Source organism: Bradyrhizobium sp. 141 (assembly GCF_023074055.1).
Classification (GTDB): Bacteria; Pseudomonadota; Alphaproteobacteria; order Rhizobiales; family Xanthobacteraceae; genus Bradyrhizobium.
This window is the reverse complement of record NZ_JADPKR010000048.1, coordinates 66151-82236: the sequence shown is the minus strand read 5'-3', so window position 1 is coordinate 82236 and position 16086 is coordinate 66151. Positions and strand designations below refer to the sequence as shown.

At 62.5% G+C, this 16086-nt stretch carries 9 protein-coding genes; 8 read left to right on the top strand and 1 reads right to left on the bottom strand.

Features of this window, described 5'->3' with window-relative positions; genetic code table 11:
* Positions 1–10: 10 nt before the first annotated feature.
* From IVA81_RS14230 to IVA81_RS14195, 8 genes are all read left to right on the top strand, one after another.
* A complete protein-coding gene (locus tag IVA81_RS14230; RefSeq protein ID WP_247318799.1) occupies positions 11–514 on the top strand; it encodes a hypothetical protein in 504 nt (167 codons plus the stop codon).
* Between the two features lie 32 nt (positions 515–546).
* Positions 547–1062 (top strand): hypothetical protein, encoded by a 516-nt coding sequence (locus IVA81_RS14225; RefSeq protein WP_247318797.1) that lies wholly within the window; start codon positions 547–549, stop codon positions 1060–1062.
* Between the two features lie 112 nt (positions 1063–1174).
* Complete coding sequence (locus IVA81_RS14220; protein WP_247318794.1) at positions 1175–1801, top strand: hypothetical protein; 627 nt, start codon at positions 1175–1177, stop codon at positions 1799–1801.
* A 6-nt stretch (positions 1802–1807) separates the two neighbouring features.
* Positions 1808–4120, top strand: coding sequence for a hypothetical protein (locus IVA81_RS14215; RefSeq protein ID WP_247318792.1), 2313 nt, complete (start codon positions 1808–1810; stop codon positions 4118–4120).
* Positions 4120–4560: a hypothetical protein gene (locus IVA81_RS14210; protein ID WP_247318790.1), complete on the top strand. Its 441-nt coding sequence runs from the start codon at positions 4120–4122 to the stop codon at positions 4558–4560. The genes IVA81_RS14215 and IVA81_RS14210 overlap by 1 nt, the downstream gene beginning before the upstream one ends.
* A 7-nt stretch (positions 4561–4567) precedes the next feature.
* Positions 4568–7753 carry a phage tail tip lysozyme gene (locus IVA81_RS14205; protein ID WP_247318785.1) on the top strand — a complete coding sequence of 1062 codons (3186 nt, stop codon included), beginning with the start codon at positions 4568–4570 and terminating at the stop codon, positions 7751–7753.
* A complete protein-coding gene (locus IVA81_RS14200) occupies positions 7750–11370 on the top strand; it encodes a hypothetical protein (protein WP_247318781.1) in 3621 nt (1206 codons plus the stop codon). The genes IVA81_RS14205 and IVA81_RS14200 overlap by 4 nt, the downstream gene beginning before the upstream one ends.
* 39 nt (positions 11371–11409) lie before the next feature.
* Positions 11410–13581, top strand: coding sequence for a hypothetical protein (locus tag IVA81_RS14195; RefSeq protein WP_247318778.1), 2172 nt, complete (start codon positions 11410–11412; stop codon positions 13579–13581).
* Here IVA81_RS14195 and IVA81_RS14190 read toward each other — a convergent pair.
* Positions 13571–15868: a hypothetical protein gene (locus IVA81_RS14190; protein WP_247318775.1), complete on the bottom strand. Its 2298-nt coding sequence runs from the start codon at positions 15866–15868 to the stop codon at positions 13571–13573. The genes IVA81_RS14195 and IVA81_RS14190 overlap by 11 nt on opposite strands.
* Positions 15869–16086: the final 218 nt, after the last annotated feature.

Here is a 16086-nt window from a genome sequence, read left to right as displayed (position 1 = left end):
GGAGATTTCAATGGCTCTTACGAACAACACGCTTCCGTCGATCGTGCCGGAGTTCACGCTGCCGCTCGACAATCTCACGCAGTTCTGCTCGGCGCAGACGATCACGGCGACGGGCTACTTCAACGACGAGAACGCGGTCGTCACACTGGGCGAGGGTCGGTTCACCGGCATGCTGGCCCTCGACATCACCGCGCTCGACGTGGCGAGCGGTGACGAGACCTACAAGATCTGCTTGTTCGGCTCGAACGACAACGCCTTCGGCAACGGTAACGTCGACATGCTGGCGTTCCACGACTTCGCCGCGGCGAGCGCGGGTCGCCAGGTCGCAACTATTCTGGCTCCGTCGCCGACCATTCCGCCGACCGGCCGAGCCGGGTCGATCATCGCAATCCCGTTCACCAATGTGATGCAGGGCTTCGTCTACAAGTACGCCAAGCTCTACGGCGTGCTCGGCGGCACCTCACCCAGCATCACGATGACGGCGTGGATCACGCCGATCGAGATGAAGGTCTGACCGCGCGACCGCGCCAAAGGTAGGAGACAGCGATGGCTGATTTGAAGACGGGCAACGCGATGACGACCATCTATCACGTCGTCGACGGGCCCAGGAAGATGTACCACATCGACGCGCGTCACGCCCTGCAGTTTCGGGACCAGTGGCGCACGCAGCCCGATTTCACCGAGGAGGAGGCCGACGCCTATCTCCGCAAGGAGATCGAGGACGCTGAGCAGACCGCTGAGATCACGGGCGATCCGCAGGACAAGCGCCGCGCGGTCGAGGTCAAGCGTCGCAACGAGCGCCGGCTGAAGAACTTTACCGAACAGCCCCGACCCCGTCCGGAGACGGCGATTGTCATTCCCGACAACTGGCAGAACCTGCCGGCGCTCCAGCGCATCAACCTTGCCGCCAAGCTCGGCGCCGATCGCAAGGGTCTGATCGCAGCCAAGGCCGACGAGGTCATCCAGGCCGAGGTCGACCGCCGCCAGGACGAGATCGAGAACCCGCCTCAACGCAATCCCAAGCCGTCTTCCGAACCCGACGGCGACAAGAAGACGGACTAGGGATACTTCAGAGACCTCCCAAGACTTACACGGCCGCGGACCCAAGCCGCGGCTGTGGTGCGTTGCGCAGGCATAACGCGGGCCTACGGTTCCGACATCGACGGAGGGCCCCGTGACCGTTTCAAAACTTTCCATCATTGCTGACGAACTCGCCCGCACCGGCAACGACGCGCCGGCGACCGCCGACGACGGGTCGGACGAATGGAACGTCTGCTCGCCGGCGTTCGACGCTGCGGTGCAGGAGACCTACGAAGCGCACAGCTGGAATTTTAGCACGAACGTCGCCACGCTGGTGAGGCAGGGGGACTCCCCCGACGACCTCTACGAGGACGCCTTCGCGCGCCCAAACTCGGCGCTGCACCTGATCTGGGTCCGCCTGAACGACCAGACCGTCGACTACAAGATCATCAACAACCAGATTTGCCTGACCGCCAGCGGCGGTACGGTGACGGCAAAGTATGTCGTCGACCCCGGCATGGCAAACTGGCCCGCGCTGTTCACCAAGGTCATCCGTCTCCACGTTCGCGCTGCGATCTATTCCGGTTTGCACGAGGACATCCAGAGCGGCTTGCTGTACGAGCGCGCTGCTCAGCAGGCGCTTGACGACGCACGCGCACGCAATGACCAGGAGCAGCCAAAGCGCGCCCTGTTCAACTCGCGCGCGATCGCGGCGCGGCGCGTGCGCAGGCCGTTCGTCAATTCCCCCGCCGGGTGGTCCGGCACTGATGTCCCGAACTGATGCGCCATGGCTCAGAAGATCCTCGGAGCGCAGCGTGACTTTTCCTTCGGAGAGGTCGACGTCGCCCTGAAGCGGCTGGACGAACACCCGGCACGCAAAGCCGGGCTGCGTCAGATGTCGAACATGCGTATTCTGAACAGCGGTCCGGTCCAGAACAGGCCGGGCCGCTCGGCGCTGTTCGTTGCCGAGAACACTGAACGCATCGAAGAAGTCGCGATGTCTCCTGGCAACGTGTTCAAGATCGCATTCGGCGCATCTGTTGCTTTCGGCGAGATCAGGATTTTCGACAGCGCTGGGGCGCAGGTCGCGTACTTCGCCACGCAGGGTAGCGGCACTCTGCTCCCATGGAATGCGAGCAATCTCGATCAGATCGTTTTTGCCCAGCTTAATCTGTCGATCTACATTACGTTCGGGCATGCGATGCGACCGCAGGTCCTTACATGGGATGGGGTCTCCGCGTGGTCGATCGCCGACTACACCGAGCTCGTCTCGGGCGGCCAGAAGAAAACGCCTTTCTATCGCATCAGCCCACAGAACATCGCTATAGGCATTAGCGCTCAGACCGGCACCGTTACTGTCACGGCGGTCTCTCCGCTTTTTACGCCGGCTTGGGTTGGCACGCGCATGCGATTTGTCGAGCGTCAGATCCTGATCACGGGATACACCGACGCTTTGCATGTGACTGGCACGGTGCAAGAGCCGCTACCCGGTTCTCAGATCCTGTCATTTAGTGTCGATCCGAGCGCCACGTTTGGCATTGGCGACGTAGTGATCGGATCACAGACCGGAGCAAAAGGAATCGTTGTAACCAGGGACGCCGTCGCAAAGAATATCGGTATTCAGCTTTTGTCGACGACTACAACGACACAAACGACATTCAGTTTCGAAGGCTTGTCTACGAGCATATTTGCTTTCGTTCTCAGCGAGACTGTCGTTGGCCCAGGTGGTTCTCTTGTGAACAGTGGCGTCAGTGCCGTTGGCACGCCGAGCCCTGTCACGATCTGGGACGAGGAGGTGATGAACGATCATCAAGGCTATCCTGCATCCGTTTTCGTTGATCAGTTTCGTCTCGGCTTTTGCGACTTTCCATCCGTGCCTGGTGGCATCTCGTGGTCTGCGATCAATAGCCCGACTGACCTCTATGTCGGGGCCAATCCATCGAACGCCATCTTCGAAGTAACGCCAGACAAAGTTCAGGTCTATTACGTCGTTCCAGGTCCTGAAAGCTCTGAGTTCGTCTTCTGCGACAGCAAACTCTATTACATAAAGATCGATGCCAATACGCCCCTGACGCCTGGCAGCGTGGGTTTTCAGGTCCTGTCGAGCGATGGTTGCGCGCAGGTGCAGCCGCGTGCCTCTCAGGAGCTAATTCTCTACGCGAACGCGGGCCGCAGCAGCATGATGGCGATCGTGGCGAGTGGCGCCTATTATCGGCCGTTCAACACGAAAAACCTCTCAGAGCTGCATTCGCATCTGTTTCAGGACATCAGGGCAATAGCCGTTCCGACCGCCGACGGGACGTTCGATGAACGCTATGCCTACGTCCTCAACGAAGATGGGAGCCTTGTCGTCGGGAAGTATAATCTCGGGGACATTGTGTCGGGGAATACGAAGGTTGGATGGGGCCCGTGGTCCGGTGAGGGGTCGCTCAAATGGGTTTGCGCGCTTGGAGCCGACGTTATTTTCACGACGGCATATTCTGGCGTGACCCTCTGTGAATTGCTTGATGACAGCCAATATCTCGATGCAGCCTTGTACGTGAATAACCTTCCTGCTGCGATGGCTGCACCGGTCGGCAAGGGCCCACTGTGGTGGATCCCCGGCTCGACCGTGACGCTCATGGATCAGGGCACGCGGCCGATGGGCACCTATAACATCGACGCCGACGGCTTCATCATTCCCCAGAACCAGGGCGGGGAGGATCTGACGGCGGAAACGCTTGTCGCTGGGCAGCCGTGGACCTCTGTGCTCGAGCCATTTGCGCCGGACGCCGCTCCAGGTGCGGACGTCGGTCAGCGTATGAAGCGGCGCAAGATCGCGCGGTTTGCCATCTATGTGATTCATTCGACCGGGTTCGTGATGGCGCGCCTGTTCTCTGGCCGCATCACGACGACGTCCCCCGACCTCGGCGACGTTGTCAATCAGAGGACAGTCCCGGCCTACAACATCGATGACGATGCAACCAAGCCGCCGCCATCGCGAGAGACGGTCGAACGGTGGAGGCCATCGGGCCGAACGTTCGACCCCCGTGTCGCAGTCATCAAGGATTCGCCTGGGCCTCTGCTCGTGGCGGAAATTGCAGTGGAGGTCACCATCTGATGGGCGCAGCAGCAACAGCGATGTCCGGCGTATCTGCCGTCACCTCGCTTGCGTCAGGCATCATGCAGGGCGAAGGCGAGCAGGCCGCCGACGAGTACAAGTCCGCGAAAGCCAAGAAGGCCGCGGAATATGCACGCACGGCAGCGACGCAGACCGATGCGCAGATGCGCGAAAACTTGAACGTGCAGCTGGAGAACATTGATGCGATCCGGGCGGCAAGCCACGCTGACCCGAACTCGCCGACGTCGATCGCGATCAAGGATCGTACCAGCATGATCGGCGATCGATCTCGGAATATCCAGGTCGGCAACATCATGGCGCAGGCGGCGCAGGATGAAGCCGATGCGCAGTATTTCCATGAGGCGGGCGATTTCGCGCTGAAGATGGGCTACATGAGCGGCATCTCCGGCGCGGCGGGCAAGTTCGCCCAGATGAAGTGAGGGCATAATGGCGCCGGTGAGCCTCGTTCCCACCAATGAACGCATCGCCACGTCGAAGGCGCCGCAGAGCGCCGTTACGGCGCAGGACATCGCATCGCCCTACATGCAGCTGGCGCGCAACCTCGACAAGGTTGGCGAGGTTACTGACACGGCCGCCGTCAACATGGCCGAGGAGGCCGGCGCGAATTCCGTCACCCGCGGGCCCGACGGCTCGATCGTTGTCGACAAGCAGCCGATCATCGGACCCGCGGCACCGGTCTATGCGCGCGCCTCGCGTATGGCGTACCTCGCCCAGGCCGAGCCCGAGATCGAGAACAAGCTGACGGAGCTGCGGATTGAACATGCCAATAATCCGGCCATGTTCCAGAGCGCGGCAAAGGCCTACCGCGAGCAATATCTCAGCAATCTCGGCGATCCGACGCTGCGCGGCCCAGTCGACAAGGTCATCTCGCAGACCAGCGGACAGCATTACCGTGGCCTTCTCGCTCAGGCAGACCAGACCAACGTTTCGAACACGCAGACCGCGTTGAAGTCGCGGATCGGTGATGCCTCGAACAAGCTCGCTGACCTGGCGTTTCAGGGCGGCGTCGACACCGAGGAATACAAGACGCTGCAGGGCAACGTCGCCGCGATGTATGGCGAGCTCAGCAGCGATCCACGCATGGGCTATCCCAAGGCGCGGGTCGATTCCGAACTGTCGCAGATGGCGTCGCAGCACAAGATCATGGCCCTGACAGGCCAATCGATGAAACTGCTGGACAGCGACAGCCTCACTGCGCGCGCCGATGCGCGGAAGTTTTTGATCGAGAAGATCTACGGCGACAAGGATCTGAACCTGTCGATGGCGCAGCGGCACCAGGCTGTGACCACGGCGATGGGCCTGATGGAGGCGCGCTCGTCCGAGAACAAGGCGCTGATCGACGCGAACAAGGGGCAGGTGAACGCGCTGCTGACTAACCTCCGGAGCAGCCAGCCCTACAACGAAATCACGGTCAACGATGCGCTTCAGACCGCGGTTCGGATCGGGGACGCCGAGAGCTACTACAAACTGACCTTCGCCAAGGGCATGCATGACTGGGATGCGACGGTTCGGGCGCTGCCGATGCCGCAGCAGATCGCGGCCGGCCGGGCGCTCGACACCGCGCGCGTCTATACCGGTTCATCGCAGCAGGCGATGGAGTTCTTCCAGTCCAAGGGCTACACGCGCGAGCAGGCCGCCGGCATCGTCGGCAACCTCGTGCACGAGAGCGGACTGAACCCGTCCGCGACACACGACATCAATCCCAGGACAGGGCAGCCGACCGGCCTCGGGATCGCGGGCTGGCGGGATGATCCGAACAATCCGGCGTCCGGCCGCCGCGCCGCGCTGATCAGTTTTGCACAGGCCCGCGGCAAGTCTCCGACCGATTTTCAGACTCAATTGGAGTTCGTGAACCACGAGCTCCAGAGCAGTGAAGGCTCGGCAGGAGCCAAGCTGCGCGCTGCCCGCACGCCGCAGGAAGCGGCCGCTGCCTTCGTCAATTTCGAGCGGCCGCAGGGATGGACAGCAGCAACCCCTGAGGCGGGCCACGGCTACGCCAACCGGGTCGCCAATGCGGTCGCGCTCGCCGGCGGCAGCACTGGTGCTGGCCGCGCCTGGTTCGAGGAGGCTCGCTCCGAGCAGGTCAATCGGTTTCGCGAGCACCTGAAGGGCCAGGCCGGAGAGTATGTCGACACCACCGTCAAGATGCTGAACCGCGCCGGAGACGTTCCGGACGAGGTGTTGCAGAACGTCGCAGACGTGCTGCGGGAGACTGGTCGCGACGACTTGCGGCGGAAGGTCGACACCGCGCTGATGGCGCATTACGGCGTGCAGGAGCTCGACAAGCTGCCGGAGTCGGTGCGGCGGTCATGGGTCACCCAGAGCGCGCCGCAGGCCCGCGACAACGTCGTCGCGTTCCAAGTGCACGAGGCCATGTCGAACCAGATCGAGGCGACCGCCAAGGCGATGCAGGAGCAGCCCTACTCGACCTGGGCGGCGCGCACCAGCGGCAAGCCCCCGGTCGCCTATGACTTCGAGCGGCCGGACACCGTCGGCGCCGTCGCGCGCGCCCGCGCGGGCACGCAGGCCACGATCGCCTCAAACGACCGCACGGGTCCGATGTCTGTGTTCGAGGGGAAGGAAGCCGACGCCTTCGCCAACGTCCTCGACAACGGCGAGGGACCGGCGGCGGCGCAGGCGCTGGGCGGCCTGTCCAGCCTGCCGACTGACATCTACCAGGCGACCCTGGCGCAGAAGCCTGTCGCTACGGCCGTGACCGGCATGATGGGCAGCAAGGATCCGGTGCGCATGTCCGCCGCCATGCAGGCTGTGGACAAACTGTGGCGGGACAGCCCGGCCGATGCCGAGGCGACGTTCGGCAAAGCCGCGCTGACCAAACTGCAGGCTTGGCAGGGCCTGCGCGGCACCTTCAACGCCGCCGAGATCGCGGAGCGGCTGAACGCCTCCGATGACCCCTCGACCCGCAAGGCCCTCGAGGAAGCGCGGGAGAGCGCCGAGACAGAAACCAAGGCGATGTCGCCGGCTGACATGGCCTACAAGATTGGCTCCGGCTGGCCCGGCATCGGCCGTTTGACCGGCTCGACCCCGGCGGCACCATTCGACGGCATCAAGGGCGGCGAGCTCGTGGCCGACTATCGGACCACCTATGCTGCGCTGCGGGCCTATGGGGTGGATGCCGACAAGGCGTTGGACCTCGCCGTGCAGCGCCTGCAGTCGACATGGGGCGTGTCGGCAGCTGGCGGCAACCAGGTCATGAAGATGCCGCCCGAAAAATACTACCCGGCGATCGGCGGCTCGCAGGACTGGATCGCGCAGGACCTGAGCGCCTGGATCGCGGGCCGGTTCGGGCCGCAGCGCTCCGGCAACCGCACGCTGGAGGCTGGCTTTGCCGGCGCCGGCGGCACTGAGAACTGGACGGTCGAGGGTCTGATCGCCGACGGCCAAACCGCCGCCGAGGTCTCCGCGGGGCGGCCGCCGTCCTACATGGTCTCTATCAAGAAGGCCGACGGCACGTCGCAGATCCTCGACAGCCGCGTGGCGTTCGACCCGACGAACCATGTTGCCGAGCACGGCGCCCGCCTCGACCATCGGCAGCAGGCCACCGACTTCCTGCGTGCGGGCCAGTTCTCCAACGCGATGCCCTTGCCATGACCGCGATCGACGTCCCCGCCAGTCCCGACTTCGGCCTCCGCACCGAGCAGGGCGGCCCCGCGCCGGCGCCGCCGGAGGGCGACGTTTTCGGCGCCGCCTTCCGCCAGACGAACAGCTTCGTTTCTGCAATGCAGTATCTGCGCAACTCCGGCCAGTTCGCGCCGGTGCCGGGCTACAATCCGATCGGCGAGATCAAGGGCTGGGGCGATCCGCGCTACTTCCTCGAGCACGGCGACAGGTTCGTCGGCGCCCAGTCGCCGACCGAGACCAGCGCGATCAAGGACCAGATCGACCAGGAGGAGGCCGACAAGCGGCTGCTGTCCGCTAACGGCAAGATCGGCTTCATCGCCCAGACCATGGCCGGCATGCTCGACCCCACCATGCTGCTGCCCGGCGGTGTCGGCATCGACGCGGCGCGCGGCGGCCTGACCTTCACCAAGGCAGCCACCGCGATGGGCAAGGCCGGCTTCATGGCGACGGTCAGCCAGGAGGCCATCCTGCAGGCGACGCAGGACACCCGGGAGCTTTCCGAATCCGCTGTGAACGTAGCGACCGGCACGCTCCTGACGGCGCTGCTCGGCGGCGGCGCGGTCTCGCTGCTGGCGCCGGCCGAGCGCGCGGCCATGGAGGCGCGGCTGCATGTCGACCGCGCGGAGATGAACGCGCACGCTGGCAACCCGACCGGCGTGGCCTATCCTGTCGCCGCCGGCGCCGCCGCCTCAGATACCCGACAGCTCGAGCTCGTCGACTTCGGTCTGAACCAGATCCCTGGCGTGCGCACGGTGGTCGAGAAGACCTCCCCCATGCAGCGGGTGTTCGGTGCCGACAGCCCGACGGCGCGACGTGTGGGCGCCGACCTGGCCGAGACGTCCCTCCTGTTCAAGGAGAACCTGGAGGGTGGCGTCACTACGGCGGGCCCGGCACTCGACCGCGAGGCACGTCTGCTGATCAACCAAGGGCAAGTGGGCGTCGGTGACGAGCTGTCCCGCCTATTCTCGGAATACCGGTTTGGCGATCAGGTCACCGCGCCGCGCGCGCGGGCAGTTGCGCAGGACCTGACCGGCCGGCGGCCCGACGGCAAGATGACCTTCGACGAGTACAAGGAGGCCGTCTCGGACGCCCTGCGCAACGGGGACGCTCACGACGTGCCCCAAGTGCAGATGGCGGCCCAGGCCATCCGCAGCCGCGTCTTCGAGCCTTGGAAGAAACGGGCGATCGACGCTGGCATCTTCGGCGAGGACGTGGACGTCAAGACGGCCGATAGTTACCTGCAGCGGCTCTACAACAAGCAAGCGATCGCGGCGAAGCGACCGGAGTTCGTCGACCGGGTGACCGACTGGCTGACCTCCGACCAGCAAGCCAAGGCCGAGGCTCAGCAGCGGCTTGGCGCCTATCACGGCTCCATGCAGGTCGCCCTCGACCAGATCGATAAGATCCAGGGCCGGATCGCGACGCTCGAGCGGGACGCCGACGTCATCGCTGCGCGGCAGGAGGAGACCACCAGGTTCAACAAGGCCGCCAACCGTCGCGCCGAGAAGCTGCGCACCGGTGCCGACCAGGACACGTTACCGTTGGAGAACGCCCGCGGAGGCGCCGTCTTTGAGACCCTGGCGCGCAACCGCGGCAACCTGCTGGCCGACCGCGCATCAGCAAAGCTGGCCGAGATCGAGGCGCTCGAGCAGAAGCTCGCCCGCGAGACCGCCAACCGGGACAGCATGCGCGCCAAGATCGAGGAGGAGATCGGCCGATGGGAGGGTAAGTCTGCCTCCGAAGCCAAAGCCGCCCTGAAGGCCCGCAGCGAGGCAGAGCGGGCCCGTGAGGCGGCTGTCGCGGCCGGGGAGTCCAAGACCAAGGGCGAGCGGCTCGGCAGCGCTGACAAGGCTGTGGACCGCGCTGTGGCCCGCATCCTGAAATCGGATAGGGACCTACCCCGGGCCGAGCTCCGCTCGCGAGCCCAGGAGATCACCGACCGCATCCTTGGCTCTCCCGACGGCCGGCTGCCCTATGACCTCGGCATGGAGCACGGCACGGCCCACGGCGGCGGCGGCGAGCAGCCCCGCGGCGCGCTGGCCTCGCGCGAGTTCAACATCCCCGACGCCATGATCCGGGATTACCTTGAGAACGACGTCGAGCACCTGGTCGGCGCCCACCTGCGGACCATCGTGCCCGACATCCTGCTGACCGAGAAGTTCGGCGACACCCGGATGACGGAGGCCTTCCGGAAGGTCAACGACGAGTATGCCGGGCTGATCGACGCCGCGAAGTCGGAGAAGGAGCGGACCCGGCTTGAGAAGGAGCGGCAGGGCGTAATCAGCGACCTCTCCTCGATTCGCGACCGCATCCGCGGCACCTATGCCATCTCGCCCGAGGCGCCCCTGCGCAATGTCGCGCGGGCCGCGAACGTCTTCAAGCAGTACAACGTCCTGACCTCCATGGGCTCGGCAGCCCTGTCGTCGCTGCCTGACATGGCCGGCGTGGTTCTGCGGCACGGCCTGACCACGACCTTCCGCGACGCTTGGACGCCGTTCTTCTCCTTCCTGACCCGGCAGTCGGACGCATGGACGGCAGCTGCGCGCGAGTACCGCGCCATGGGCATCGCGACGGAAATGGTGACCGCGAGCCGCCATCACGGGATCACCGACACGCTCGACACCTACCATCCGCAATCCCGGGTCGAGCGCACCATGCAGTGGGCCACGGGCAAGTTCCAGTTTGTCAACATGCTGGCCCCGTGGACCGACTTCGCCAAGATCAATGCCTCGATGGTGGCCGGATCGGAGATCCTGCGCGCAACCAAGGCGGCCGCTGAAGGCAAGGCGACCGCGCGCCAGCTGCGCACGCTGGGCGAAAGCGGCATCGAGCCACACATGGCCGCCCGGATCACCAAGGCGTTCGAGGAGGGCGGGGAGGTGCGGGATGGCGTGCACCTGCCGAACACGGCCGACTGGGCCGACGCCGAGGCCCGCCGGGTGTTCGAGGGGGCGGTCGCGCGCGATGCCGACATCTCCGTCATCACGCCCGGCCAGGAGAAGCCGCTGTGGATGTCGCATCCGATCCTGTCGGTCATCGGCCAGTTCAAGTCGTTCACCGCGGCCGCGACCGAGCGCGTGCTCATCTCCAACATCCAGCGCCGCGACGCGCAGGTGCTGCAGGGCCTGATCTTCTCGCTCGGCATGGGCATGCTGTCCTACAAGCTGAACAGCCTTACCGGCGGCACCGCAACCAGCGACAAGCCCCAGGACTGGGTGAAGGAAGCGATCAGCCGCGGCGGTATGCTCGGCTGGTTCGAGGAGGGCAACGCAATGGCCTCCAAGATGACCCGCGGCGGAGTCGACATCTATCGCCTGATCGGCGCCGACAAACCTCTGACCCGTTACGCCTCGCGATCGGCCATGGATCAGATCCTCGGGCCGACCGCCGGCAAGATCGGCAGCATCATCGGCACGGCCGCGGCGGTGTCTAAGCCGTCGGAATGGAATGAAGGTGACAGCAAGGCGGTGCGCCGGCTCATCGCCGGTCAGAACGTGTTCTATCTGCGTGGGCTGTTCAACCAGGTCGAGTCCGCCAGCAACAACAGCTTCGGCATCCAGATGAAGGCGAAGCCGGAAAATCGGTAGTGCGTTGCGGCTGCGGGGTGCTGCGCCACCCTCGCAGCCATGACCCATATCATTCGCCGTCTCATCATCGCGCTCGCCCTGATGGCCGGGATTGCCCCGGCCGTCGCCCAGTCCCCCACGCCGGTCCCGCCGCTACCCGACACCGAACGGCGAACGAGCTACACGATCAGCAACAGCACGTGCAGCTGCGCCGTCGGCTTCGCGCTGTATGGAGACGGGAGTGATTATGCGAACTGGATCGAGGTGTGGGTCAACGGTACCCAAATTTCCCAGTCCGGCAATTGGACGATCTCGAGCCCGTCAGCGGGATCGCTGAGCATCGCAGCCCGGCCGATCACCGACGCTGTCCTCACCTTTACGCAGGCGCAAACCGGAACGGTGCAAATCGTCGGAGCTCGCCGCCCCCGGCGCGTCTCCCAATACGCCGAAAACCGAGGCGTGCCAGCTCGCAACCTGAACCAGGACATCAGCGACATTGTCGCGACACAGCGCGAGACCTGGGACAAGCTGAATGACGTCACCGGTCGGGCAGTGCTTGCGCCTCCCGGTGAAACGTTGGCGGTCTTGTCGGCATCTTCCTCGCGCGCCAATTCCGGAGCCTGCTTCGACGCAGGCGGCAATCTCGTCTCCTGCGTCTCGATCCCGAGCACCACATTCACTGCTGGCAACGGCATCGCCATCACCGGCACCAATCCGAAGACTATCACCAACAACATTCAAGCCGGCGGTCCTATCACAATTACCGGGACTAACCCGCTAATCATAGGCTGCCCGACCTGTAACACGTCGCCGGCTTCAGCAACGTCCGCCATCTTTGTCGCGTCGAGAGCGACGGCAGCTACTTTGGACCTCAGCAGCTACAGCGTCGTAAAGACCGGAGGCTACGCCACGGCCGGCGACGGCGGAGAGGCTACGTTCACAAAAGTCGTCGGCGCTCCGTTCAAGGACACGTACATCACAGCCGGATCACTCACTGGCGTAGGGTCTGGCTATACCAACGGCACATATCTCGGCGTTCGCATGACTGGCGGTGTCGGGCAGGGCTGCATGGCGAAAGTCACCGTGGCAGGTGGAGTCGTTACTGCCGTCGATCTCTCCGGCAATTTCTGCAACGGTTACGCCGTGGGAAACGTCCTGACGCCAACGGTTAGCGATATTGGTGGCACCGGGTCGGGCGCCGCCTATACCGTCAGCACGATCAGCTCACCGACGGCTTCGTTCACCGATAGCGCCGGCACGTTGTGGCAGTACGTGGTGTCCGAAGGTGGGGTTGCGAATGCTCGTCAGTTTGGAATGAAGGGCGACTGGAACGGTGTGGATGCCTCGGCGACTAACGACCTTGCCGGCTTCAAGTCGGCCATGGCATTCATGTCGACCGCTTATGGCTCGGCCACCGCTTATGTCAACGGCGGGACCATCGTGTTCCCGAAGGGAGCGTATTACTTCTGCGCGTCGCCGTCGCAATTCGCCACACTTCAAGTTCCGAACGGCGTCGCCATCAAGGGCGTTGGCGTGCTCGGCGGCACCACCTTCAAGCAATGCACGTCGGCGGCAGCCACCGAGCATTTCGTATCGCTATGCGATCCCAACGTTCAGTTCGGACAGTTCGGATGCAAGTTGGACAGCCTCGCGTTGGTCATGACCGGCTCGTCGAACAGCCTCATTGCTGCGATCTATTCCAATTCCGGGCAGCAATTTCCGTTGGTCAACAACGTTTACATCCAGCCGACGACTCGCGGCTGCATCTTCTATGAGATCGGAAAAGGCGGGGCCTCGAACGCGATATTTGAGAATGTCGACTGCGAGCAGTCAGACTCGGCTATCAATCCCGCCTTCTACGGCAATAGTTCCAGCACTCAGATTGTGCTTCGGAATTGGGTCTTCGGCTGCGCTCCGAGCAGCTGCGGGGCAAGCAGCTACGCGATCAACATGGCTAACGGGAATTTCATCGTCGAGAACTTCCACATCGAGCAGCACGTGAACGGGATCAATGTTGCGACAACCGGCGCCTCAAGCCTGTCCTCTATCAGGAACGGAACGATCGTAAGCGGGTGCGTCAATGGCATCACGTTGCAGAACACCAACCCTAACAACACCGTGCTGGTGGAGAATATCGAGAGCAGCTGCTCAACTGCCACGGTCTTGAACGGCCACGCCTCCGGCTCCAACGTGACCGGACACATCCTTGCCCAAAGGGTCTTCAATCCGTGAGCGGCTGTACTGAGCTTCGCGAGAGATACAGTCCATCTCTATTCCCATTGATGCCGCATGTTAATGGTACGATTGCCGTTTCATTGCTCCAAAAGACATTATCCATGCTGTCGATTCGACGCTTTGAAGGAACATCCAGCGCATTCTCTTGTGGGAAGTAACTTCCACGCTGTCCTGGCGCGGCTTCTTGCCAGGCTTTAGTGCGCGCTGAATAGACGACCACTGCGGTGACCTCACCTGTGTTCTGATGAAGGCGCTTTGACAAATAGTCGAATTCGCCAGCAGTAAGCGTCATTTTTGCAAGGGAATAGCAGAATCCGTCTTGGTCGCCAGCTGATGCTGCTTTCAAGGCCGATCGGAGGTTTTGCTCTGCCGCTGTGTTCAAGGTGTCTAGGTTCGAATATGGATACGGGGCGTTGAGACCAGTTCGCGCGCGAATGATGCTTGTTGTGAAGGGGTCTGATACGACCATTACGCTCGGCGGCAACATCCTCATTTGATTTGCGATATAGATTTCATCCTTGCTGTAGTGCGATATGGCCGAGATTTCGCTACTCGGTTTGCCGTAGGAATGAGTTGATAAAAGCAGCTTGATGCTCAGCCGGTCAGCTACGAGCGTGAACGCCAGCAATACAGCGACGCTACCTGCCGTCCACATTGATCTGCGAGATCCTACGAAAGTGGCAATTCCCGCGATGGCGAGGGCGCATGCAAGTGGTGGATAGAACCGGGTGTAGGCACCGAACTGTGGCAGCATCATAATAGCTGCATAGGCGAGACCTAGTACGATCGGAACCGCTGCTGCGATGTAGTTCGGGTGCCGAAGCTGCAGCCAGAGCCGCGGCAACGCCACGCTCAATGCGAGAGCGAAGAACACACAAACGAACGGCATTGCGCGATAAGCGAAGGGGAACCCCGTCACGATAAAGCATGTCAGGATGGCGGCTGGCGCCCAATACAGAGTGAACAGTGGCTCTTTCCAGAGTGTCCGCCCGTCCTGCGACAAAACAGAAAATAGGAAAACGCAGGCAACGAGTGCGGCGAATATGATCCCAGTGGCGGCGCCCCACTCAATCACCGCGTTCTTAACTCCGAGACCAAGCAACAACTCAGGGCTTATGTTGCCACCGAGAAGTTTTACAATTGCGAAGAACGCATCATCAAGAGAGAGCGAAGTTCTGGTACTAAGGACCGACAGACCTATAGCTAGCAAAGGAATTGCCGCCGCCGCAATTGTCCCAGCACGTCCTAGCCATGCCATGGCCGTGAGAAAGCTCGGCACGTTACGAAGCCGCCAGATTGCAGCAGCCCCGGTCGCGATGGGAATGTAGAGAACGCTGCCGCGGTGCAGCGGGACCAAGCAGCCGATCAGCACAAAAATGAAGAGGGCGAAAAGCAACAGCGACTTTTCAGCGTTTGTTCTGGCCACCGCCGCAATGATAGTCGCGCCCAGCCCAACTCCGACCAGGTCGAGTAAGGCTGCTAACGCATCTTGATTCAGAGCCCGCCAAAATAGGAGAGAACAAGCGCTTAAAACAAGAACCGCTGCGGCAGAAGCCCAAGAGTTTTCGATCTTAGCGCTGAAGTCGCCAAGCGAAATCATCAGTGTGATGGCGCCGAAAGCACAAAACGTACTGTTCCCGATCTCGAAACTTAGCAAAACGCTACTCAAAAGAGCGAACGCAAGCATGCTGTTTTCATGGATGGAGACGAGTCGCGAAGCCTGCCAGGCCACCAGAAGTTTAAATGCTGCAGCCCACAGCGCAATCGTCCACGCACCTTGTAATATATCGTATCCGAATGCGCTGATCAGGATGGCGCTAAGGACCGGCTTCATCTGGATGTAGGACGCCGCATCAATGTTATTGAAAACATGCCACCGCGCGAGTTCTTCGGCGAGCTTCATTGAATGAATCTCAGCGAACAGGTCGGTGAACGGAAAAGCTGAAAGCCAGAAGAAGACATAGACATAGGAAGGTGCGGCAACGAGAGCCGCCAATAGAATGGCGATCCGCGGCGGGGGACATACCCGCAGGGCTATCAGGCCGACAAGGCTGCCCAGGACCCCAAGCAATACAGTCGCGCGAACGAGCGCCCTGTAGATCTGATCGAGCACATACAACCGCTCAGCGACCTCGAATGTTCTCGTTATAACAACAACGCCGAGGAGGAGCGCGGTTACCAATGCAACGCCGGACGGCTCTGGGCGCCACCGCCACAAGAGCAAAATTCCGCAACCCAATGGCACCCCGAAGAAAAGGGGAGCTATCAAAATGCTTAATGTCATTTCCTGCCCCAGCCACCCTGGAACTTCGTTCCAGCTTTTACCACCACTGCTCCGAGTCTTGGGATTTCTCTTCGGCGCGTCGTTCGGCGGGCGTCATGTTTGCGAGGCGGTTCGCATACCATAGCCGAAGCTTGACGCTTAGGGCGACAATCAGAGCCAGAATGACGACAGGCGCAAGTATTTCGTTCCACATATCGCGCTCGGATTAAAATCTGCGA